Annotated in this window: 24 protein-coding genes; 18 read left to right on the top strand and 6 right to left on the bottom strand. The window is 70.7% G+C overall.

The features are described from left to right. Window positions 1-66: 66 nt before the first annotated feature. The 4 genes from R4I43_RS10880 to R4I43_RS10865 form a co-directional block, all read right to left on the bottom strand. Window positions 67-798 carry a phosphoadenylyl-sulfate reductase gene (locus R4I43_RS10880; protein ID WP_324265450.1) on the bottom strand — a complete coding sequence of 244 codons (732 nt, stop codon included), beginning with the start codon at window positions 796-798 and terminating at the stop codon, window positions 67-69. Further along, window positions 798-953 carry an Insertion element protein gene (locus R4I43_RS10875; protein ID WP_324265449.1) on the bottom strand — a complete coding sequence of 52 codons (156 nt, stop codon included), beginning with the start codon at window positions 951-953 and terminating at the stop codon, window positions 798-800. Before R4I43_RS10875 ends, R4I43_RS10880 begins: the two co-directional genes overlap by 1 nt. After that, window positions 950-2,647 carry a nitrite/sulfite reductase gene (locus tag R4I43_RS10870; protein ID WP_324265448.1) on the bottom strand — a complete coding sequence of 566 codons (1,698 nt, stop codon included), beginning with the start codon at window positions 2,645-2,647 and terminating at the stop codon, window positions 950-952. The genes R4I43_RS10875 and R4I43_RS10870 overlap by 4 nt, the downstream gene beginning before the upstream one ends. 119 nt (window positions 2,648-2,766) lie before the next feature. Then, window positions 2,767-2,859, bottom strand: a complete 93-nt coding sequence (locus R4I43_RS10865; RefSeq protein WP_324265447.1) for a putative leader peptide — start codon at window positions 2,857-2,859, stop codon at window positions 2,767-2,769. A gap of 66 nt (window positions 2,860-2,925) precedes the next feature. Between R4I43_RS10865 and hemW the strand changes: the two genes are divergently transcribed. From hemW to R4I43_RS10780, 17 genes are all read left to right on the top strand, one after another. Then, window positions 2,926-4,149, top strand: a complete 1,224-nt coding sequence (gene hemW / locus R4I43_RS10860; RefSeq protein ID WP_324265446.1) for a radical SAM family heme chaperone HemW — start codon at window positions 2,926-2,928, stop codon at window positions 4,147-4,149. Window positions 4,150-4,303: 154 nt separating this feature from the next. Then, the gene (gene hrcA / locus R4I43_RS10855; RefSeq protein ID WP_324265445.1) at window positions 4,304-5,326 is read left to right on the top strand and encodes a heat-inducible transcriptional repressor HrcA; all 1,023 of its coding nucleotides are present in this window, start codon (window positions 4,304-4,306) and stop codon (window positions 5,324-5,326) included. Window positions 5,327-5,387: 61 nt separating this feature from the next. Further along, window positions 5,388-6,560: a molecular chaperone DnaJ gene (dnaJ, locus tag R4I43_RS10850; RefSeq protein WP_324265444.1), complete on the top strand. Its 1,173-nt coding sequence runs from the start codon at window positions 5,388-5,390 to the stop codon at window positions 6,558-6,560. Between the two features lie 7 nt (window positions 6,561-6,567). After that, the gene (locus R4I43_RS10845) at window positions 6,568-7,302 is read left to right on the top strand and encodes a 16S rRNA (uracil(1498)-N(3))-methyltransferase (protein ID WP_324265443.1); all 735 of its coding nucleotides are present in this window, start codon (window positions 6,568-6,570) and stop codon (window positions 7,300-7,302) included. A 238-nt stretch (window positions 7,303-7,540) separates the two neighbouring features. Further along, on the top strand, window positions 7,541-7,906 hold the full coding sequence (locus tag R4I43_RS10840) for a histidine triad nucleotide-binding protein (protein WP_324265442.1): 366 nt from the start codon (window positions 7,541-7,543) through the stop codon (window positions 7,904-7,906). Window positions 7,907-8,024: 118 nt separating this feature from the next. After that, complete coding sequence (locus R4I43_RS10835; RefSeq protein ID WP_324265619.1) at window positions 8,025-9,086, top strand: PhoH family protein; 1,062 nt, start codon at window positions 8,025-8,027, stop codon at window positions 9,084-9,086. After that, window positions 9,083-9,643 (top strand): rRNA maturation RNase YbeY, encoded by a 561-nt coding sequence (gene ybeY, locus R4I43_RS10830; RefSeq protein ID WP_324265441.1) that lies wholly within the window; start codon window positions 9,083-9,085, stop codon window positions 9,641-9,643. The genes R4I43_RS10835 and ybeY overlap by 4 nt, the downstream gene beginning before the upstream one ends. 10 nt (window positions 9,644-9,653) lie before the next feature. Further along, the gene (locus R4I43_RS10825) at window positions 9,654-10,976 is read left to right on the top strand and encodes a hemolysin family protein (RefSeq protein ID WP_324265440.1); all 1,323 of its coding nucleotides are present in this window, start codon (window positions 9,654-9,656) and stop codon (window positions 10,974-10,976) included. After that, window positions 10,969-11,334 (top strand): cytidine deaminase, encoded by a 366-nt coding sequence (locus tag R4I43_RS10820; protein ID WP_324265439.1) that lies wholly within the window; start codon window positions 10,969-10,971, stop codon window positions 11,332-11,334. Before R4I43_RS10825 ends, R4I43_RS10820 begins: the two co-directional genes overlap by 8 nt. Before the next feature lie 212 nt (window positions 11,335-11,546). Next, window positions 11,547-12,452, top strand: coding sequence for a GTPase Era (gene era / locus R4I43_RS10815; protein WP_324265438.1), 906 nt, complete (start codon window positions 11,547-11,549; stop codon window positions 12,450-12,452). A 123-nt stretch (window positions 12,453-12,575) separates the two neighbouring features. After that, window positions 12,576-13,283 (top strand): RDD family protein, encoded by a 708-nt coding sequence (locus R4I43_RS10810; RefSeq protein WP_324265437.1) that lies wholly within the window; start codon window positions 12,576-12,578, stop codon window positions 13,281-13,283. Window positions 13,284-13,286: 3 nt separating this feature from the next. Then, the gene (locus tag R4I43_RS10805; RefSeq protein WP_324265436.1) at window positions 13,287-13,727 is read left to right on the top strand and encodes a DUF2752 domain-containing protein; all 441 of its coding nucleotides are present in this window, start codon (window positions 13,287-13,289) and stop codon (window positions 13,725-13,727) included. A gap of 42 nt (window positions 13,728-13,769) precedes the next feature. Beyond that, entirely contained in the window at window positions 13,770-14,567 is a 798-nt protein-coding gene (recO, locus tag R4I43_RS10800) for a DNA repair protein RecO (protein WP_324265435.1), read from the top strand. A 76-nt stretch (window positions 14,568-14,643) separates the two neighbouring features. Beyond that, the gene (locus R4I43_RS10795; RefSeq protein WP_324265434.1) at window positions 14,644-15,474 is read left to right on the top strand and encodes an isoprenyl transferase; all 831 of its coding nucleotides are present in this window, start codon (window positions 14,644-14,646) and stop codon (window positions 15,472-15,474) included. A 3-nt stretch (window positions 15,475-15,477) separates the two neighbouring features. Continuing rightward, a complete protein-coding gene (locus R4I43_RS10790) occupies window positions 15,478-15,903 on the top strand; it encodes a hypothetical protein (RefSeq protein ID WP_324265433.1) in 426 nt (141 codons plus the stop codon). 230 nt (window positions 15,904-16,133) lie between these two features. After that, window positions 16,134-17,078 (top strand): permease, encoded by a 945-nt coding sequence (locus tag R4I43_RS10785; RefSeq protein ID WP_324265618.1) that lies wholly within the window; start codon window positions 16,134-16,136, stop codon window positions 17,076-17,078. Further along, window positions 17,078-17,779 (top strand): TIGR03943 family putative permease subunit, encoded by a 702-nt coding sequence (locus R4I43_RS10780; protein WP_324265432.1) that lies wholly within the window; start codon window positions 17,078-17,080, stop codon window positions 17,777-17,779. The genes R4I43_RS10785 and R4I43_RS10780 overlap by 1 nt, the downstream gene beginning before the upstream one ends. Here the strand turns inward: R4I43_RS10780 and R4I43_RS10775 are convergent. Then, window positions 17,776-18,201 (bottom strand): Fur family transcriptional regulator, encoded by a 426-nt coding sequence (locus tag R4I43_RS10775; protein ID WP_324265431.1) that lies wholly within the window; start codon window positions 18,199-18,201, stop codon window positions 17,776-17,778. The two genes, R4I43_RS10780 and R4I43_RS10775, sit on opposite strands and share 4 nt — an antisense overlap. Further along, window positions 18,198-18,629, bottom strand: a complete 432-nt coding sequence (locus R4I43_RS10770; RefSeq protein WP_456115123.1) for an ArsR/SmtB family transcription factor — start codon at window positions 18,627-18,629, stop codon at window positions 18,198-18,200. The genes R4I43_RS10775 and R4I43_RS10770 overlap by 4 nt, the downstream gene beginning before the upstream one ends. Window positions 18,630-18,833: 204 nt before the next feature. Between R4I43_RS10770 and R4I43_RS10765 the strand changes: the two genes are divergently transcribed. Next, the gene (locus tag R4I43_RS10765) at window positions 18,834-20,219 is read left to right on the top strand and encodes a glycine--tRNA ligase (protein WP_324265430.1); all 1,386 of its coding nucleotides are present in this window, start codon (window positions 18,834-18,836) and stop codon (window positions 20,217-20,219) included. Window positions 20,220-20,270 lie beyond the last annotated feature (51 nt).

The raw sequence follows: 20,270 nt of genomic DNA, 5'->3' as shown, positions 1-20,270 counted from the left end.
TTCCCCTCCGTCGTCTCCCGGACACCCGCACCCGGGGTCAAAGTCGCTCTCGTGTGGGCTGAGTGCTCAGCCGTGCAATCCGCACTCGGTCTTGGAGCTGCCCGCCCAGCGCCCGCTGCGCGGGTCCGCGCCCGGAAGCGGCTTGGCGGTGCAGGGCTGGCACCCGATGGACGGGTATCCCGCCGGAACCAGCGGGTTGACCAGCACGCCGTTGTCGTCGATGTAGCGCTGCATCTCCTCGTCGGACCAGGCCGCCAGCGGGTTGACCTTCACCAGCCCGTTGCGGTCGTCCCAGGTCAAGACCGGGGTGTTGGCGCGGGTCGGCGCCTCCACCCGGCGCACGCCGGTCACCCAGGCCTCGTAGCGGGACAGCGTGTTGCGCAGCGGCACGACCTTGCGCAGGAAGCAGCAGCGCTGCGCGTCGCGCTCGTACAGGCGCGGGCCCTCGGCCGCGTCCTGCTCGGCGACGGTCTGCTCCGGGAGCGCGTTGACCATCTTCACGTCGTAGACCTGCTCCACCGCGTCGCGCGTGCCGATGGTCTCGGCGAAGTGGTAGCCGGTCTCCAGGAACAGGATCTCCACGCCGGGCATGGCCTTGGCGGCCAGGTCGACCAGCACCGCGTCCTGCATGTTGGAGGCCACGATCAGCCTGCCGTCGCCGAAGTTGTCCGCGGCCCAGCGCAGCGCCTCCTCGGCGGTGGCCTCGGCGAGTTCCGGCGCGGCCTTCTCGACCAGCGCCTTGAGCTCCTCGTCGCTGCGCCGCGACCCGATGTTCGTGGTGGTGGTTTCGGCGGTCATCAGTCTCCGTTCCCTCCCAGCGCCAACCCGACCAGCCGCACGGTGAACACCCGCCGGCAGGCCTGGCACTTCCAGGCCCCGGAGGGTTCTTCCTCCGGGGTGAGGTCCTCGTCGCCGCAGTACGGGCAGTACTGCGGCACCGCCCGCTCGCTCACTTGAGGTCGTCTTCCTCGGCTCGGGCCACCCACTGCGCGAACCGCTCGCCGTCGGCGCGCTGGTCCAGGTAGTTGCGCACGAGCCGCTCCACGTAGGGGCCGACCTCGGCGGAGGTGACCTTGTGGCCGCGGATCTTGCGCCCGAACCCGGCGTCGATGCTCAGGCCGCCGCCCAGGTGCACCTGGAAGCCCTCGACCTGGTTGCCGTTGCCGTCCGGGACCATCTGGCCCTTCAGGCCGATGTCGGCGACCTGGGTGCGGGCGCAGGCGTTCGGGCAGCCGTTGAGGTTGATCGACACCGGATCGGTGACACCGGCCTGCACGTCCGCGAGCCGCTGCTCCAGGTCGGCGACCAGGTCGATCGCGCGCTGCTTGGTCTCGACGATGGCGAGCTTGCAGAACTCGATGCCGGTGCAGGCCATCACGCCGCGCCGCCACGGCGACGGGTCGGCGTGCAGGCCCAGCTTCGCCAGATCCGCCCGGAGACCGTCCACTTCGGACTCCGGCACGTCGAGCACCAGCAGGTTCTGCTCGACCGTGGTGCGCACCCGCTTGGACCCGACGCGCTCGGCGGCCTTGGCGACCTCCATCAGCGTCGAACCGCTGACCCGGCCCGCGGCCGACTTCACGCCCACGTAGTAGTTGCCGTCGACCTGCTCGTGCACGCCGAGGTGGTCGCGGTGCCCGGACGGGGCTTCCGGCGCCGGGCCGTCGATCAGCTTGCGGCCCAGGTACTCGTCCTCCAGCACCTGCCGGAACTTCTCGGCGCCCCAGTCGTTGATCAGGAACTTGATGCGCGCGCGGTGCCGCAACCGGCGGTAGCCGTAGTCGCGGAAGATCTGCACGACCCCGTGCCAGACCTCGGCCACGTCCTCCTGCGGAACCCAGGCGCCCAGCCGCACGGCCAGCTTCGGGTTGGTCGACAGGCCGCCGCCGACCCACAGGTCGTAGCCCGGGCCGTGCTCCGGGTGCACCACGCCGACCAGCGAGATGTCGTTGATCTCCGGCACGGTGTCCCAGCGCGGCGAGCCCGACACGGCGCTCTTGAACTTGCGCGGCAGGTTCGACAGCGACTTGTCGCCGATGTAGCGCTCGGTGATCTCGGCGATCGCCGGGGTCGCGTCGATGATCTCGTCGGCGGCGATGCCGGCCACCGGAGAACCGAGGATCACGCGCGGGCAGTCGCCGCAGGCCTCGGTGGTGGACAGGCCGACGCCCTCGAGCTTCTCCCAGATCGTCGGCACGTCCTCGACCCGCACCCAGTGCAGCTGGACGTTCTGCCGGTCGGTGATGTCGGCGGTGTCGCGGGCGTAGGTCTGCGAGACCTCACCGATGACCCGCAGCTGCTCGGTGGTCAGCGCCCCGCCGTCGATGCGCACCCGCATCATGAAGTAGCTGTCGTCGAGCTCTTCGGGCTCGATGGTGCCGGTGCGGGCACCGGGGATGCCCGGCGCGCGCTGCGTGTAGAGGCCCCACCAGCGGAAGCGGCCTCGCAGGTCACCCGGGTCGATCGAGTCGAAACCCCGGTGGGCGTAGATGTTCTCGATCCGCTGACGCACGTTGAGCGGATTGTCGTCCTTCTTGGAGCGCTCGTTGGCGTTGAGCGGTTCGCGGTAGCCGAGCGCCCACTGGCCCTCGCCGCGGCCCTTGCGCTTGCGGGTAGGACGAGCAGGCGATTCCGTCGGGGGAACCATGTCCGCGACCTCCGGGACTTTCAGGCGCGAAACCCCCGCGTGGAATCACCGTCGGCGTGACGGCTCTCACTCCTCGGAGGCCCGGCGCCGACTGAACAAGACAAAAAGACGGCGGGGGATCAGACCTTGCCGAGGCACAGCGCGCTGGCCACCCGCCGCAGGTCAACGTACCGGCGGGCGACCAGAAGCAGCTTCAGCAGAGTCGCACCCACGTCGCGAAGCCTGCCACGCGTGAACCGGAGGATCCAACCCCATCCGCATGGTGAGACAGTGGGAGCGTGCCTGCTCAACCCCCCACCGGCGAACCCGCTCCGGCCGACGGGAGCCTCCCCGAAACGGCCTTGACCGGGCTGGGTTCGCGGCCCTTCGGCGTCTACGTCCACGTGCCGTTCTGCGCCACCCGCTGCGGGTACTGCGACTTCAACACCTACACCGCCGATGAGCTGGGATCTTCGGCGAGTTTCGGCAGCTGGCTGGACGCCTTGCGGACCGAGTTGGAGCTGGGCGCGAAGGTGCTCTCGGCGGGCCCCGCACCGGCCGCCGAAACCGTCTTCGTGGGCGGCGGAACCCCCTCGCTGCTGGGGGCCGAGCGGCTCGGTGCCGTCATCGATGCGATTCGCGACACATTCGGCCTGGCAGCGGGCGCTGAGGTCACCACCGAGTCCAACCCGGAGTCCACCTCACCGGAGTTCTTCGAACGGATTCGAAAATCCGGTTTCACGCGCGTGTCCCTCGGCATGCAATCGGCCGCCGAGCACGTCCTGCGCGTCCTCGAGCGCACCCACACGCCGGGCCGCGCCGTGGCCGCCGCCCGCGAGGCCCGCGCGGCCGGGTTCGAGCACGTCAACCTGGACCTGATCTACGGCACACCGGGAGAACGCGAGCAGGACCTGAGAGCTTCCCTCGACGCCGTGCTGGAAGCCGGGGTCGACCACGTCTCCGCGTACTCGCTGATCGTCGAGGACGGCACCGCGATGGCCCGCAAGGTCCGCCGGGGTGAGCTCCCGATGCCCGACGAGGACGTCCTCGCCGACCGCTACGAGCTCATCGACGCCAAGCTCGCCGAGGCCGGGCTGCACTGGTACGAGGTGTCCAACTGGGCCCGCGACGCCGACGCCGAGTGCCGGCACAACCTCGGCTACTGGCAGGGCGGCGACTGGTGGGGCGCGGGCCCCGGCGCGCACAGCCACGTCGGCGGCGTCCGCTGGTGGAACGTCAAGCACCCGGCCCGCTACGCGGCCACCCTCGCCGAGGGCGGTTCCCCGGCGCAGGCCCGCGAACTGCTCACCGCCGAGGACCAGCGCATCGAGCGCGTCATGCTCGAACTCCGCGTCCGCAGCGGCCTGTCGACCCGGGCCCTCGACGCCGGCGGCCGCCGCGCCGCCGAGCGGGCCGCGGCCGACGGTCTGCTGGTGCCCGAAGCGCTCGCCGAAGGCCGCTGCGTGCTCACCGATCGGGGCCGACTGCTGGCCGACGCGGTCGTGCAGGACCTCCTGGCCTGACGAGGCGACTGCGCTGCTGCGGCTCTCGGCTCTGGCGGACGAACACCGTAAACTCGATGTGGGTGCCCGGGGCGCCAAGCTCCGGGCGCGCGGATTCGCGTGGGCACGTCCTCCCGCGAAATCCGCTGGGCAGGCAGCAGAGGAGGTGGCGCGGTTGAACGCGGATGAACGCCGTTTCGAGGTCCTGCGGGCGATCGTGGCCGACTTCGTGTCGTCCAAGGAGCCGGTCGGTTCGAAGGCGTTGGTCGACCGCCACAACCTCGGTGTGTCCAGCGCCACGGTCCGCAACGACATGGCCGCGCTGGAGGAGGAGGGCTTCATCGTCCAGCCGCACACCAGCGCCGGTCGCGTTCCCACCGACAAGGGCTACCGGCTGTTCGTCGACCGGTTGCACGAGGTCAAGCCGCTGACCGGCCCGGAACGCAGGGCCATCCGCAACTTCCTGGACGGCGCGCTGGACCTCGACGACGTGATGCGCCGCAGCGTGCGGCTGCTCGCGCAGCTCACCCAGCAGGTCGCGGTCGTGCAGTACCCGACGCTGACCAGGTCCACGGTCCGGCACGTCGAGGTGGTCACCATCACCCCGGCCAGGCTGATGCTGGTGCTGATCACCAACACCGGCCGCGTCGACCAGCGCATGGTCGACCTCGGGGACGTGATCACCGACGACGACGTGGCGCGGCTGCGCACCGTGCTCAACTCGGCGATGGCCGAGAAGCGGCTCGCCGACGCCTCCGCCGCCGTGGCCGAACTGCCCGACCAGGCGCCGCCGGAACTGCGCGACGTGCTCATCCGGGTCTGCGGCGTGCTCATCGAGTCGCTGGTGGAGCACCCGGAGGAGCGGATGGTGCTCGGCGGCACGCCGAACCTCACCCGCAACGTCGCCGACTTCCCGAACTCGCTGCGGCAGGTCCTCGAAGCGCTGGAGGAGCAGGTGGTGGTGCTCAAGCTGCTCGCCGCCGCCCGCGATTCGAGTACCGTCCGCGTCAGCATCGGGGCCGAGAACGAGGCTTTGGAGATGCAGACGACCTCGGTGATTTCCACCGGATACGGTTCGGATGGCATGGTCTTGGGCGGTCTGGGCGTTGTCGGCCCGACCCGCATGGACTACCCCGGAACGATGGCGGCGGTCCGTGCCGTGGCCGCGTACGTGGGTGAGATCCTGGACGGCCGGTGAGGTTGCACCGGCATTGACCGGCAACAACTCGACTCAATCGAGCAGAGGAAGTACGGAGAAGGTGGCCAGGGACTACTACGCGACCCTCGGGGTTCCCCAGGACGCGACACCCGAGCAGATCAAGCGGGCGTACCGCAAGCTCGCCCGGGAACTGCACCCGGACGTCAATCCGGACGATGCGGCCCAAGAGCGGTTCGCGGAGGTGACCACCGCCTACGAGGTGCTCTCCGACCCGAAGAAGCGCCAGGTGGTCGACCTCGGAGGCGACCCGCTGGGCAACGGCGGTGGCGCCGGCGGCGGCATGGGCGGCGATCCGTTCGCCGGCTTCGGCGGCCTCGGCGACATCATGGACGCCTTCTTCGGCGGCGGAGGTGGCGGCGGTGGCCGCGGCCCGCGCAGCCGCGTGCAGCCCGGTTCCGACGCCCTGCTGCGCCTGGACCTGACGCTGGAGGAGTGCGCCAGCGGCGTCAACCGCGACATCACCGTGGACACCGCGGTGCTCTGCGACGTCTGCGACGGCGGCGGCTCGAAGGCCGGCAGCGCGCCCTCGACCTGCGACACCTGCGGTGGTCGCGGCGAGGTGCAGTCGGTGCAGCGGTCCTTCCTGGGCCAGGTCATGACCTCCCGCCCCTGCCCGGTCTGCCGCGGCTTCGGCGAGGTCATCACCGACCCCTGCGGGCAGTGCTCCGGCGACGGCCGGGTCCGCGCGCGGCGCACCATCACCGTCAAGATCCCGGCCGGTGTCGGCGACGGGATGCGCGTCCGGCTCGCCGGTGAGGGCGAGGTCGGCCCCGGCGGTGGCCCGGCGGGCGACCTGTTCGTCGAGGTCGAGGAGCGGCCGCACGAGCGGTTCACCCGCGACGGCGCCGACCTGCACTGCAACGTCGAGCTGCCGATGACCGCGGCCGCGCTGGGCACCGTGCTGCTGCTGGAGACCCTGGACGGTTCGCACGAGGAGATCACCGTCGAGCCCGGGACCCAGCCCGGCACCGAGCACGTGATCACCGATCGCGGACTGCCCAAGCTGCGCTCCAACGGCAAGGTCAGCGGCCACGGCGACCTGCACATCCACCTGGACGTCGTGGTTCCGACCAACCTCGACGAGACCCAGTCGGAGATGCTGCGCGACCTGGCCAAGCTGCGCGGCGAGGAGCAGCCCGAGCCGACCGTGACCGCCAACGGCAACGGCAGGCAGGGCCTGTTCTCCCGCTTCCGCTCCTTCGGGCACCGCTGAGGCGGCCGTGTCGCTGCCGGTCTTCTCGGTGGAGCAGCTGCCCGCCGTGGGCCCCACCACGCTGGACGGCCCGGAGGGCAAGCACGCCGCCACCGTGCGCCGCCTGCGCGTCGGCGAAGAGCTGCTGCTCTCCGACGCGCGGGGCGGCGTGGCGCGGTGCGTCGTCGACGCCGCCGAACGCGACTCGCTGCGGCTGACCGTGTCGGAGACCTGGCACGAGCCGCAGCCCGAGCTGCGCGTGCGGGTGGTCCAGGCGCTGGTCAAGGGCGATCGCGGGGAACTCGCGGTGGAGCTGGCCACCGAGGCCGGTGTCGACGCGGTCGTCCCGTGGCGTGCGGCGCGCTGCGTGGCCAAGTGGGACGACGGGCCGCGCGGCGCCAAGGCCCTGGCCCGCTGGCGCAGCACCGCCGACGCGGCCGCCAAGCAGGCCCGGCGCGCCTGGACGCCCGAGGTCGCCGAGCCGGTCAGCACCAAGCAGCTGGCCGGGCTCGTCGCCGGCGCCGACACCGCGCTGGTCCTGCACGAATCGGCCACGGGTCAGCTCACCGACCTCGACCTCCCGAAGTCGGGCGAGCTGCTGCTGGTGGTGGGCCCGGAGGGCGGCATCACCGACGACGAGCTCGCCGCCCTGAGCGAGGCAGGAGCTGAGGTCACGCGCCTGGGGCACACGGTCCTGCGAGCCTCCACCGCCGCAGCGGTGGCCCTGGGCGCGCTGGGCGCTCTCACCACCCGCTGGTCCTGACACCGCAGGTGACCAACATCGAGAACCAGGGGTCTCGCGTAGCGCGATCGGCTGACACGGCGATACGCTCGGTTGCGACGCTCGCCGGACTTCCCCTCCCCCCTTGGTCCGGCGAGAGCTGCGCCGCAAGTGGAGCAACTCCCCCAGCCCCGGTTGCGGCGCAGCACCCCAAGGTCCGGGGACGTCAGTGGCAACTTCCCAGCTCGGGTCGAACATCCACTTCGGATAGCCTTCGGGCATGAGCGAGGAGACTGAGCTGTTCCTGCGCATCATCGCGCGGGAGATCCCGGCCGACATCGTGCGGGAGAACGAGCGGGTCATCGCGATCCGCGACATCAACCCGCAAGCGCCGACGCACGTGCTGGTCATCCCCAAGAAGCGCTACCGCAACGCCGCCGAGCTCGCGGTCGCAGACCCTGCGCTGCTGGGCGAGCTGATCAGCACCGCGCACGAGATCGCCGAGTCCGAGGGAATCGTGGAGTCCGGTTATCGGTTGTTGTTCAACACCAACGCCGACGCGGGTCAGACGATCTTCCACGTGCACCTGCACCTGCTCGGCGGGGAATGGCTCGGTGGCATGACCGGCGGTCCGCTCAAGGGCTGACCGGGCGTGGTCCGGGGGAGCAGGTCGGCATCTCGGTTGCTCCCTTGGACTACCATCGGTGCCAGGGAGAACTGACCGAACGACCCGCGCGCACGCGCAGAAGGTAGGCCCGAACTACGTGGCCGGTTTCGCAGCGGGTGGCGCCGCCGCCCAGTCCGGGGAGCAGTCGCAGTCCGCAACCGCTCAGTCCAAGGTGAACATCCCCGACGACGTCGTCCTGACGCTGGTGGGGAGCCGGGACGAGAACCTGCGGGTGATCGAGGACCTGCTCACTGCCGACGTCCATGTCCGGGGCAACGAGGTGACGCTCTCCGGGGAGCCTGCCGAGGTCGCGTTCGCCGAGCGGGTGTTCGCCGAGCTCATCGCCCTGATCGGCAAGGGCAGCCAGCTCAACCCCGACATCGTCCGCCGCAGCGTGGGCATGCTCTCGGCCGACCACAACGAGTCGCCGGCCGACGTGCTCAGCCTGGACATCGTGTCGCGGCGCGGGCGCACCATCCGCCCCAAGACTCTCAACCAGAAGCGCTACGTCGACGCCATCGACCACCACACCGTGGTCTTCGGCATCGGACCGGCCGGTACCGGCAAGACCTACTTGGCGATGGCCAAGGCCGTGCAGGCGCTGCAGGCCAAGCAGGTCAACCGGATCATCCTGACCCGCCCCGCCGTCGAGGCCGGTGAGCGGCTGGGATTCCTGCCCGGCACCCTCTACGAGAAGATCGACCCCTACCTGCGGCCGCTCTACGACGCGCTGCACGACATGGTCGACCCCGAGTCGGTGCCGCGCCTCACCCAGGCGGGCACGATTGAGATCGCGCCCCTGGCCTACATGCGCGGCCGGACGCTCAACGACGCGTTCATCATCCTGGACGAGGCGCAGAACACCACGCCCGAGCAGATGAAGATGTTCCTGACCCGGCTGGGCTTCGGCTCCAAGATCGTGGTCACCGGTGACGTCACCCAGATCGACCTGCCCGGGGGCCAGCGCAGCGGCCTGAAGATGGTGCAGGAGATCCTCGGGGACGTCGACGACGTGCACTTCTCCCAGCTGGACAGCCACGACGTGGTGCGGCACCGGCTGGTCACCGACATCGTCAACGCCTACGACCGCTGGCACGCGCTCAACGACACCGACCAGCACGACGGACGCCGCAACGGCCAGCGACGAGGACGAGCATGACCATCGAGATCGCCAACGAATCCGGCGTCGCGGTGCCCGAGGAGACGATCGTCTCGGTGGCCCGCTTCGCGCTCGACAAGATGAACGTCAGCCAGCTCGCCGAGCTGTCCATCGTGCTGGTGGACCTCGACGTGATGGCCGACCTGCACGAGCGGTGGATGGACCTGCCCGGGCCCACCGACGTGATGTCGTTCCCGATGGACGAGTACGACTCGGCTCGCCGCCCCGACTCGGCCGGTTCCGGCCCGGCGCTGCTCGGCGACATCGTGCTGTGCCCGGCGTTCGCCCGGGACCAGGCGAAGAAGGCCGGTCACAGCACGCTCGACGAGCTGCACCTGCTCACCGTGCACGGCGTCCTGCACCTGCTCGGCTACGACCACGCCGAGCCGGAGGAGGAGCGCGAGATGTTCGGGCTGCAGAACCGCATCCTCGCCGAGTACCGCGAGGCCCGCGACGAGGCCGAGCGGGCGAAGGCCCAGCGCAGCATGGACGACAAGGTCCTGGGCGCGGTCGGTTTGGACGACGAGCCGGGCACCGGCCCGGCTCCGGCGAACTAGGGGAGTGGCGTTGGCCGGTTCCACCGCGTTCCTGGTGCTCGCGGTGCTGCTGGTGCTGGCGGCCGGGGTGTTCGCCGCCTCCGAGGCGGCCATCACCGTGGCCTCCCAGGCGCGCGCCGAGGACCTGGTCCGCCACGGGCGCACAGGCGCCAAGCAGCTCGTCGCCGTGCTCGGCGACCGGCCGCGCCACGTCAACCTGCTGCTCCTGCTCCGGCTCGCCTGCGAGATGGGCGCGACCGTGCTGGTCACGGTGGTGGCGCTGCGGATCGCCGAGTCCGAGACCTGGGCGCTGGTGATCGCGGTGCTGATCATGCTGGTGGCCTCGTACGTGCTGGTCGGAGTCGGCCCGCGCACGCTCGGCCGCCAGCACCCGTACGGCATCGGCGTGAAGGTCGCCGCACCGGTCCGCGTGCTCGCCCGGCTGCTCAACCCGCTGACCAGGCTGCTGATCCTGATCGGCAACATGATCACGCCCGGCAAGGGCTTCCGCGAGGGGCCGTTCTCCACCGAGGTCGAGCTGCGCGAGCTGGTCGACCTGGCCGGTGAGCGCGGCGTGGTCGCCGCCGGCGAGCGGGAGATGATCCACTCGGTCTTCGAGCTCGGCGACACCCTCGCGCGCGAGGTGATGGTGCCGCGCACCGAGATCATCTGGATCGAGCAGACCAAGTCCTCCCGGCAGGCCCTCGCGCTGTGCCTGCGCTCGGGCTTCTCCCGGATCCCGGTGATCGGTGACAGCGTCGACGACATCGTCGGCCTGGTCACGCTCAAGGACCTCACCCGCGTCGTGCTGGAGACCACCGACGCGGCCGGGCCCGCCGTCGCGGAGCTGATGCGCCCGGCGACCTTCGTGCCGGACACCAAGCGGCTCGACGAGCTGCTGCGCGAGATGCAGATCTCGCGCGGGCACCTCGCCATCGCGGTCGACGAGTACGGCGGCACCGCCGGGCTGCTGACCATCGAGGACATCGTCGAGGAGATCGTCGGCGAGATCACCGACGAGTCCGACCTGGAAGAGCACCGCCCGGTCGAGCACCTCGAGGACGGCACCGTGCGGGTCAGCTCGCGGCTGCCCGTGGAAGACCTGGGCGAGCTGTTCGACGTCGAGCTCGACGACTCCGACGTGGAGACCGTGGGCGGGCTGCTGGCCCAGCGGCTGGGCCGGGTCCCGCTGCCAGGTGCCGAGACCGAGATCGCCGGGCTCCGGCTGCGCGCCGAGGGCGGCAAGGACCACCGGGGACGGATCCGCATCAACGCGCTGCTGGTCCGCCGGGTGAACAACGATCAAGCACCGCTGCGCGGTGCCGAGCAGGAGGGAAGCAACAGCCGTGGCTGAGCATGTCGAGAAGGCGGCACCGCAGGAGCTCGACCAGGAGGACGCCAAGATCGTCACGCTCGCGCGTTCCTCCCGCGCCCGCAACGGAGCCGCCGAAGGCGCGGCGGTCCGCGACACCGACGGCCGCACCTACGCCGCCACCACGGTGGACCTGTCGTCCCTGAAGCTCACGGCCCTGCAGGCCGCCGTGGCCGCAGCGGTCTCCAGCGGCGCCGAGGGCTTGGAGGCCGCCGCGGTCGTCACCGACGCGGACGCCCTCGACCACGCCTCGGTCGCCGCGGCCCACGACCTCACCAAGAGCACCCCCGTCCTCCGAGCCAACGCCAAGGGCGAAGTCCAGGGCGTCATCGCCGACTGACCCGCCCCGACCACGGCAGTTCCCCGTCACGGATTACCGCCGTAATCAGGTACCCGATTACGGCGGTAATCAGGGTTCGAAAACCGCCGCATTCGGGTGACGGATTACGGCGGTAATCCGGGTCCCGATTACGGCGGTAGTCGGGAACCCCGGGGCGGTGCGGGGTGGTGGGTGGTGAGCAGGTGGAGACCGGGAGCCGTCACAATGGGGCGGTGACCTCCGAAGATGCCCACCGTTCCGGATTTGCCTGCTTCGTCGGCCGGCCCAACGCAGGCAAGTCGACGCTGACGAATCGCCTGGTCGGAACGAAGGTGGCGATCACCTCCAGCAAGCCCCAGACGACCCGGCACGCCATCCGCGGCATCGTGCACCGCCCCGATGCCCAGCTGATCATCGTCGACACCCCCGGCCTGCACCGCCCGCGCACGCTGCTCGGACGCCGGCTCAACGACCTGGTCTACGAGACCTGGTCCGAGGTGGACGTCGTCGGTTTCTGCGTGCCCGCCGACGAGAAGGTCGGTCCCGGCGACCGATTCATCGCCGAGCAGCTCAAGAAGGTCGCCCGCCGCACCCCGGTGGTCGGCATCGTCACCAAGACCGACCTGGTGCCCAAGCAGCAGGTCGCCGAACAGCTGGTGGCGCTGCAGGAGGTGATGGACTTCGCCGAGCTCATCCCGGTCTCGGCCAAGGACTCCTTCCAGGTCGACGAGCTCTCCGACGTGCTGGTCTCGCAGCTGCCGGAAGGCCCGCAGCTCTACCCGGACGGCGAGCTGACCGACGAGCCGGAGTCGACGCTGATCGCCGAGCTGATCCGCGAGGCGGCGCTGGAGGGCGTGCGCGACGAGCTGCCGCACTCGCTGGCGGTCACCGTCGAGGAGATGAACCCGCGCGAGGGCCGCGACGACCTGATCGACGTGCACGCGCTGATCTACGTGGAGCGCTCCAGCCAGAAGGCCATCGTCATCGGCCGCGGCGGGGAACGCCTGCGCGCGGTGGGTTCTCAGGCGCGCAGGCAGATCCAGGCGCTGCTGGGAAGCAAGATCTACCTCGATCTGCACGTCAAGATCGCCAAGGACTGGCAGCGCGACCCCAAGCAGCTCCGCAAGCTGGGGTTCTGATCACTTTTTCCACCTCGGTTTTCCGGAACCGCCCACGATCGCACCGCGTCTGAGCTACGTTCCCAACGGCCTCGCAGCGGGCCTTCAGACGTTCCGAAAAACCTGGAAAAAGGACTCCCTGTCGTGAATTACCCCTACGGCGGCCCGCCGTCCGGTCCGCAGCAGCCCTACGGCGGCCCGCCCTCGGGCCCGCAGCCGCAGCAGCCCTTCGGCCCTCCGTCGGGCCCGCAGCCCCAGCAGCCCTACCCACCGCAGCAGGGCTACCCGCCGCAGCCCTACGGCGCGCCGGGCGTGCACCCGGCCGGTCAGCTGGCCGAGTGGGGCACGCGAGTGCTGGGCTACCTGATCGACGGTGCGATCCCGGGTGCCGTGTTCTTCCTGCTGTACATCGTTTCCGGGTTCGTCGCCGGGGCCGTGGCGAGCAGCGGTGACGAGGACGCGGCGATGACCACGATGATCATCCTGTTCGTCGTGCTCGGCATCCTCTACCTCGGTCTGCTGGGGTTCACGATCTGGAACACCTGCTACCGGCGCGGCACCACCGGCCAGACGCTCGGCCAGAAGGTCGCCAAGATCAAGACGGTCAGCGAGGCCACCGGCCAGCCGATCGGCTTCGGCAACGCCTTCCTGCGCCAGATCTGCCACGTAGTCGACTCGGCGATCTGCGGTCTGCCCATCGGCTGGCTCGCCCCGCTGTGGGACGAGAAGAAGCAGACCTGGGCGGACAAGATCATGAAGACCGTCGTGGTCACGGCTCCCGAGGTGCCGCAGGCGCCGGGCGCCTTCCAGCCCCCGCAGCAGGGCTACGGTCAGCCGCCGCAGCAGTGGTGACCCATGACTGAGATCGATGCCGGCGCGGGTCGTCCCGCGCCGGCATCGTCGTTCCTGCACCGGGTGCGGCTGCCCGCCGCGACGGTGCTCGTCGGCTGCGTGGGTGCCGCGCTGGTGCTCGCCGCCGACCCCACCTCGGACGCCGGGTTCCCGCTGCCGCCCTGTCCGATCAAGCTGCTGACCGGCCTGGACTGCCCGGGTTGTGGCATCACCAGGACGCTGTTCAGCCTGCTGCGCGCCGACCTGCCCTCGGCGCTGCACTACAACGCGCTGGCCGTGCTGCTGCTGCCGCTGCTGGCCTGGGCCTGGACGGCGTGGGTCGCCCGCCGCTTCGGCCGCGCGCTGCCGACCTGGACTCGTTGGCGCTGGTCACCGCACGTCCTGCTGGCGGTGGTGGTGCTCTGGGTCGTGGTGCGCAACGCCGTTCCGGGGCTGCGCCTCTAGACATCCCACCCGATCGTCACCCCGAAGTGCGAAAATGGACCGGTGAGCCTCTACCGGGATACCGCGGTCGTGCTGCGGGTGCAGAAGCTGGGTGAGGCGGACCGGATCATCACGCTGTTGACCCGGCGCTACGGCAAGGTGCGCGCGGTCGCCAAGGGCGTGCGCCGCACGACCTCCCGCTTCGGCGCGCGGGTCGAGCCGTTCTGCCACGTCGACGTGCAGCTCTACACCGGCCGCACGCTCGACGTCATCACCCAGGTGCAGACCGTCGACGCCTTCGGCGTGCAGATCGTCGAGGACTACCAGCGCTACACCGCGGCCTGCGCGGTGCTGGAGACCGTCGACCGGCTGGCCGCCGAGGAGGGCGAGCCGGTGCTGCGCCTGTACCTGCTGGCCGTCGGGGCGCTGCGCGCGCTGGCCGGCCGGGACCGCGATTCCTCCCAGGTGCTCGACGCCTTCCTGCTGCGCGCCATGTCCTTCGCCGGGTGGTCGCCCGCGCTGACCGAGTGCGCGCGCTGCGGCCAGTCCGGTCCGCACGCGGCGTTCAACGTCCAAGCCGGTGGCGCGGTGTGCACGACCTGCAGGCCCGCCGGGTCGGTCCGGCCGTCGGCGCTGACGTTGCCGCTGATGGAGGCGTTGCTGCACGGTGATTGGGACACCGCCGAGGCGGCGGTCGCCCCGGTCCGCCGGGAGGCCAGCGGCCTGGTCGCCGCGCACCTGCAGTGGTACATGGAGCGGCAGTTGCGGTCGTTGCCGTTGGTGGAGCGGACGGTGCCGGAGCTGATCCGCGAACGAGCTTCGGAAGCGGCGCTGGTCGGAGCCGCGGAGGGGGACAGCTGACGGCCGCTGAACTGATGATCGGGCTCGACGGGGACAATGGCCGCGCACGTCGAGCACGCCGAAGGAGAACCTGGATATGTTGCGACGCCGTGGGCGAGGCAAGGACGACCCGACCGTTCGGGCACCTGAGCCGCACTCCTCGGGGGCCAAGCCGCCGGCGTTGCCCCCGGAGTTCGTGCCCAACCACGTCGCGGTGGTGATGGACGGCAACGGTCGCTGGGCCAACGAGCGCGGCCTGCCGCGCGTCGAGGGCCACAAGCGCGGCGAGGCCGTGGTGCTGGAGCTGGCCAAGGGGGCCATCGAACTCGGCGTGAAGTGGCTTTCGCTGTACGCGTTCTCCACCGAGAACTGGAAGCGCAGCCCCGAGGAGGTGCGCTTCCTGATGGGCTTCAACCGGGACGTGATCGCCCGTCGCGTCGACGAGCTCGACGAGATGGGCGTGCGGGTCCGCTGGGCCGGGCGCAAGCCGAAGCTGTGGCGCAGCGTCGTCAACACCCTGCAGGACGCCGAGGTCCGAACCGCTGGCAACGAAGTCCTCAACCTGACGATGTGCGTCAACTACGGTGGGCGCGCGGAGGTCGGTGACGCCGCGCGGGAGATCGCGCGACTGGCGGCCGCCGGGAAGATCAACCCGGACCGAGTGGACGAGCGGACCATCGCGAAGTACACCTACCAGCCGGAGATGCCGGACGTGGACCTGTTCATCAGGCCATCGGGCGAGCAGCGGACGTCGAACTTCCTGCTCTGGCAGTCTGCCTACGCCGAGATGGTCTTCCAGGACACGCTGTTCCCCGACGTGGATCGCACGCACTTCTGGCGGGCGTGCGAGCAGTACGCGCGCCGGGACCGCCGCTTCGGCGGCGCAATCGATCGGTCGGCGACAGCCACGTCGGCCCAGGAGGGCTAATTGATGACCCAAGAGGCCGCTACCACCGCGCGGTTGATGACCGCGGCCAAGGAAGCGCTCGAGAACTACCACGACGTTCACGTCGACGACGACGGCGCGCTGACGTTCCGGCACTCCGAGGTGCCGTGCGCGGTTCAGGCGATGCAGCTGGCGGAGGGCCTGACGGTGCTGAGCCTGACCTGCGTCGTCGCGTGGGACCTGCCCCCGGGTGAAGAGCTGGCGCAGTCGGTCGCCGAACGCGCTGGCCAGGGGCTGTTCGGCACGCTGGGCGTGGTCCGCACCGAGCGGGGGATGGACGTGACCCTGCGCTACGCCTTCCCCGCCGAGGGGATGGACCCCTCGCCGCTGGGGACCTTGCTGATGCTGGTGGTCGCCACGGCGTCCCAGCTGCGCTCGGAGCTGCTCGCCGAGTCCGAGGGCACGGGCTGACCCACCGAGGGGCAGTTCCAGCCGCGATCGCGATCGATGGCTGGAACTGCCCTCCCCAACCCCCGCCCAGGTGACCCGCCCGTGTGTCGGAACCCTCGCTACCTGGGCTTTCGCCCGCCCAGCGCCCGAGCCTCGAACGGCGCTCAAGGGGTGCTGGCACGATTGCGCTCGTGACCGAGATCGCCGAGCCCCAGCGGACGCGCCGTCCCGCGATCACCTCGCTGGAGGTGATGTGCGGGCTGCTCGTGCTGGCCGTGATCTTCCAGCCGCAGCTGACCGCGGTGCTGGACGTCCCCGCGCTGCGCACCGGATCGACCGTGTTCGTCGCGGTGTGCGTGCAAGCCATGCCGTTCCTGGTGTTCGGCGTCCTGGTCAGCGGCCTGATCGCGGCGTTCGTGCCGCCGCAGGCGCTGCGCCGCGCGCTGCCCGCGCGGGCGGGCGCGGCCGTGCCGGTCGCCGGGCTGGCCGGAGTGGCGCTGCCCGGCTGCGAGTGCGCCTCGGTGCCGGTGGCGCGACGGCTGATGCAGCAGGGCGTCGCCCCGGCCGCCGCGCTCGCGTTCCTGCTGGCCGCCCCGGCGGTGAACCCGGTCGTGCTGGTGTCCACCGCGGTGGCCTTCCCGGCCGATCCGTGGATGGTGCCCGCCCGGTTCCTCGGTTCGCTGCTGACCGCCTGCGTGATGGGGTGGCTGTGGGCCAAGCTCGGCCGAGCCGAGTGGCTCGCCGAACGCGCGCTGCGGCGCGTCGAGGCGCACCACGACGAGGGCAGCAGGTGGGCGGTGTTCGCCGAGTCCGCCCGGCACGACCTCGTGGAGGCCGGCGGCTTCCTCGTCCTGGGCGGGCTGACCGCGGCGGTGTTCAACGTGCTGGTGCCCGCCGAGTGGCTGGAGACGCTGGGCGGTCAGATCCTGCTCGGCGTCCTGGTCATGGCGGTCCTGGCGGTGGTGCTGGCGTTGTGCAGCGAGGCCGACGCGTTCGTCGTCGCCTCCATGCCCGGCTTGCCGCTGCTGCCGAAGCTGGTGTTCCTGGTGGTCGGCCCGGCGGTGGACCTCAAGCTGATCTCGCTGCAGTCCGGCGCGTTCGGCCGCCGGTTCGCCGCGCGGTTCGCACCGGCGACGTTCCTGGTCGCGGTCGGATGCGCGTGCGCCGTGGGCGCCGTAATGCTCGGAGGTGCCTGATGCGGCGGGAGACCCAGAACGTCCTGCTGGTGCTGCTCGGCGGCGCGCTGCTGAAGATCTCGCTGACCGGCGGCTACCTGCGCTACGTCAAGCCTTCGCTGCAGCCGTGGCTGGTCGTCGCCGGAGCGGTGATGATCTTGCTCGCGGGTTTCGCGATCGTCCGCGACATCCGCGCCGGGCACGCGGTCGACCAGCACGAGCACGGCACCCGCAGTCCGTGGATGCTGCTGCTCCCGGTCTTCGCGATCTTCCTGGTCGCCCCGCCGGCGCTGGGCTCGGATTCGGTCACCCGCGACCGCGCGGCCTCGGCCCCGGCGGCTCCCAGCCAGGCCAAGTTCCCGCCGCTGCCGGCCGGAGAAGCGCCGGTGCTGAGCATGTCGGAGTTCCTGACCCGCGTGGTCTGGGACGACTCCGGCGAGTTGAACGACCGCACGGTCACGTTGCAGGGGTTCGTCGTCCACCCGACCCCGCAGACCACCCAGCTGGCCAGGATGCGGATCAGCTGCTGCGCCGCCGACGCCACCCCGGTCAAGATCGACCTCGCCAGCCCCCGAGCAGAAGCGCTCCCGGCCGACACCTGGATCGAGATCACCGGACGCCTCCGCCCGGGCACCGCCACCGAGGCCAACGACTACGTCCCGACCGTCGACCCGCTCACGATCACGCCGATCCCGGCCCCACCGGACACCTACGAGTACTAGCGGCCCTTCGCCGAGCAGTCCGGGCAGGTGCCGATGATCTCGACGGTGTGGCTGACGTCGGAGAAGCCGTGCTCCTGGCCGATGCGCTCGGCCCAGTTCTCCACCGGCGGGTCGGCCACCTCGACGGTGCGACCGCAGTGCCGGCACAGCAGGTGATGGTGGTGGTGGCTCGAGCAGCGCCGGTAGACGGCCTCGCCGCTGGGCGTGCGCAGCACGTCGACCTCGCCGGCGTCGGCGAGCGTCTGCAGCGTCCGGTAGACGGTCGTCAGACCGATCCCCTCGCCCTGCCGCCGCAGCTCCTCGTGCAGCTCCTGGGCCGAGCGGAAGTCGTTGACCTGGTCAAGCAGCTGCGACACCGCAGCTCGCTGCTTGGTGGCCCGCAGTCCCGGTACTCCGACAGTGGGCTCCTGGCCGGTGGTCACGCTGTCTCCGTCTCCTGTCCGCCGTCGCTTGCGTCGTTGCCCGCTCGCTCGCGGGCGATCTCCTCGGCGTGTGCTGCCGCATCCACCACGATATGCGCCAGGTGCTCGTCGACCAGCCGGTACATGACCTCCCGGCCGTGCCGCTCGCCGTAGACCACGCCCGCCGACTTCAGCACCCGCAGGTGCTGGCTGATCAGCGGCTGCGCGACGCCCAGCGCATCGACCAGCTCGTGCACGCAGCGCTCCGAGGTGTGCAGCTGGAGCACGATCGCGATGCGCACCGGCGCGGCCAGCGCCCGCAGCAGCTCACCCGCGTCGTGCAGGACCCGCTGGTCGCGCACCGGCACCGGCCGCACGTCGCGGTCCGGCGAGTGGACGTGGTCCTCCGGCCGGTCCGGACGCGGAGCCGCGCTCTGGTCGGGGGCCACGCCATGACGTTCCACGCGCACCATCCTACGGGTATCGGGGTCGCGCCCCGATCGGTCGATGCCGGGTCGATCACCCGCCGCGAGCGGGCGGTCCCGCAGCGCGCACGGCCCGGGCCGAATGCGGTCCCCGCGGCATCGGTACGCTGGGAAACTCCAGCTCGCCAGCTGGTTCGACGTGTTTCCAGTGAAATCTCCGGAGTGAACGTGCCCGCCGACCAGATCGACACGATCGTCAGCCTCTGCAAACGCCGCGGATTCGTATTCCCGTCCGGCGAGATCTACGGCGGTACCCGGTCGGCCTGGGACTACGGCCCGCTCGGCGTCGAGCTCAAGGACAACATCAAGCGCCAGTGGTGGAAGTTCATGGTGCAGGGCCGCGACGACGTCGTCGGCCTGGACTCGTCGGTGATCCTGCCCCGCCAGGTGTGGGAGGCCTCCGGCCACGTCGGCGCCTTCCACGATCCGCTGGTGGAGTGCACCTCCTGCCACCGCCGCTTCCGCGCCGACCAGCTCGCCGAGGAGTACTCCGAGCGCACCGGCAAGGAGGTCACCGAGGACGACCTGTCGGACGTCCCGTGCCCGAACTGCGGCAACCGCGGCCAGTACACCGAGCCGCGCGAGTTCAACATGATGCTCAAGACCTTCCTGGGGCCGGTGGAGTCCGAGGAGGGCATGCACTACCTGCGGCCCGAGACCGCGCAGGGCATCTTCGTCAACTTCGCCAACGTGATGACCACCGCGCGCAAGAAGCCGCCGTTCGGCATCGGCCAGATCGGCAAGAGCTTCCGCAACGAGATCACGCCCGGCAACTTCATCTTCCGGACCCGCGAGTTCGAGCAGATGGAGATGGAGTTCTTCGTCGAGCCCGGCGAGGACGAGCAGTGGCACCAGTACTGGATCGACCAGCGGATGAGCTGGTACGCGGAGCTGGGCATCGACACCGACAACCTGCGGGAGTACGAGCACCCGAAGGAGAAGCTGTCGCACTACTCGAAGCGCACCGTCGACATCGAGTACCGGTTCCGCTTCGGCGGTCAGGAGTGGGGCGAGCTGGAAGGCATCGCCAACCGCACCGACTTCGACCTCACCACGCACTCCAACCACTCGGGCGTGGACCTGACCTACTTCGACCAGGCCAGCAACTCGCGCTACCGGCCGTACGTGATCGAGCCGGCGGCTGGTGTCGGTCGTCCGATGATGGCGTTCCTGATCGACGCCTACACCGAGGACGAGGCGCCCAACGCCAAGGGCGGCGTGGACAAGCGCGTCGTGCTCAAGCTGGACCGCAGGCTCGCCCCGGTGAAGGCCGCGGTGCTGCCGCTGTCGCGCAACGCCGAGCTCTCGCCGAAGGCCCGCGACGTCGCAGCGATGTTGCGCCGCAACTGGAACGTCGACTTCGACGACGCCGGTGCGATCGGCCGCCGCTACCGGCGGCAGGACGAGATCGGCACGCCGTTCTGCGTGACGATCGACTTCGACAGCCTCTCCGACCACGCCGTCACGGTGCGCGAGCGGGACACGATGAGCCAGGAGCGCGTGGCCATCGACAAGCTCGAGGAGTACCTCGGCGCCCGGCTGATCGGCTGCTGATCACGATGCGGAAGACCGGATTACCGGGCCCGTTCCAGGACGGGCCCGGCC

Origin of the sequence: Saccharopolyspora mangrovi, from assembly GCF_035320975.1 — a bacterium.
GTDB lineage: Bacteria > Actinomycetota > Actinomycetes > Mycobacteriales > Pseudonocardiaceae > Saccharopolyspora > Saccharopolyspora mangrovi.
The sequence above is the reverse complement of the archived record's forward strand: the minus strand, read 5'-3'. Positions and strand labels throughout refer to the sequence as shown.

Coding starts and splice junctions, on each gene's coding strand:
- R4I43_RS10880 (WP_324265450.1), bottom strand. CDS start 798: ATGACCGCCGAAACCACCACCACGAACATCGGGTCGCGGCGCAGCGAC.
- R4I43_RS10870 (WP_324265448.1), bottom strand. CDS start 2,647: ATGGTTCCCCCGACGGAATCGCCTGCTCGTCCTACCCGCAAGCGCAAG.
- R4I43_RS10840 (WP_324265442.1), top strand. CDS start 7,541: ATGAGCGAGGAGACTGAGCTGTTCCTGCGCATCATCGCGCGGGAGATC.
- ybeY (WP_324265441.1), top strand. CDS start 9,083: ATGACCATCGAGATCGCCAACGAATCCGGCGTCGCGGTGCCCGAGGAG.
- R4I43_RS10805 (WP_324265436.1), top strand. CDS start 13,287: ATGACTGAGATCGATGCCGGCGCGGGTCGTCCCGCGCCGGCATCGTCG.
- R4I43_RS10795 (WP_324265434.1), top strand. CDS start 14,644: ATGTTGCGACGCCGTGGGCGAGGCAAGGACGACCCGACCGTTCGGGCA.
- R4I43_RS10790 (WP_324265433.1), top strand. CDS start 15,478: ATGACCCAAGAGGCCGCTACCACCGCGCGGTTGATGACCGCGGCCAAG.
- R4I43_RS10785 (WP_324265618.1), top strand. CDS start 16,134: ATGTGCGGGCTGCTCGTGCTGGCCGTGATCTTCCAGCCGCAGCTGACC.
- R4I43_RS10780 (WP_324265432.1), top strand. CDS start 17,078: ATGCGGCGGGAGACCCAGAACGTCCTGCTGGTGCTGCTCGGCGGCGCG.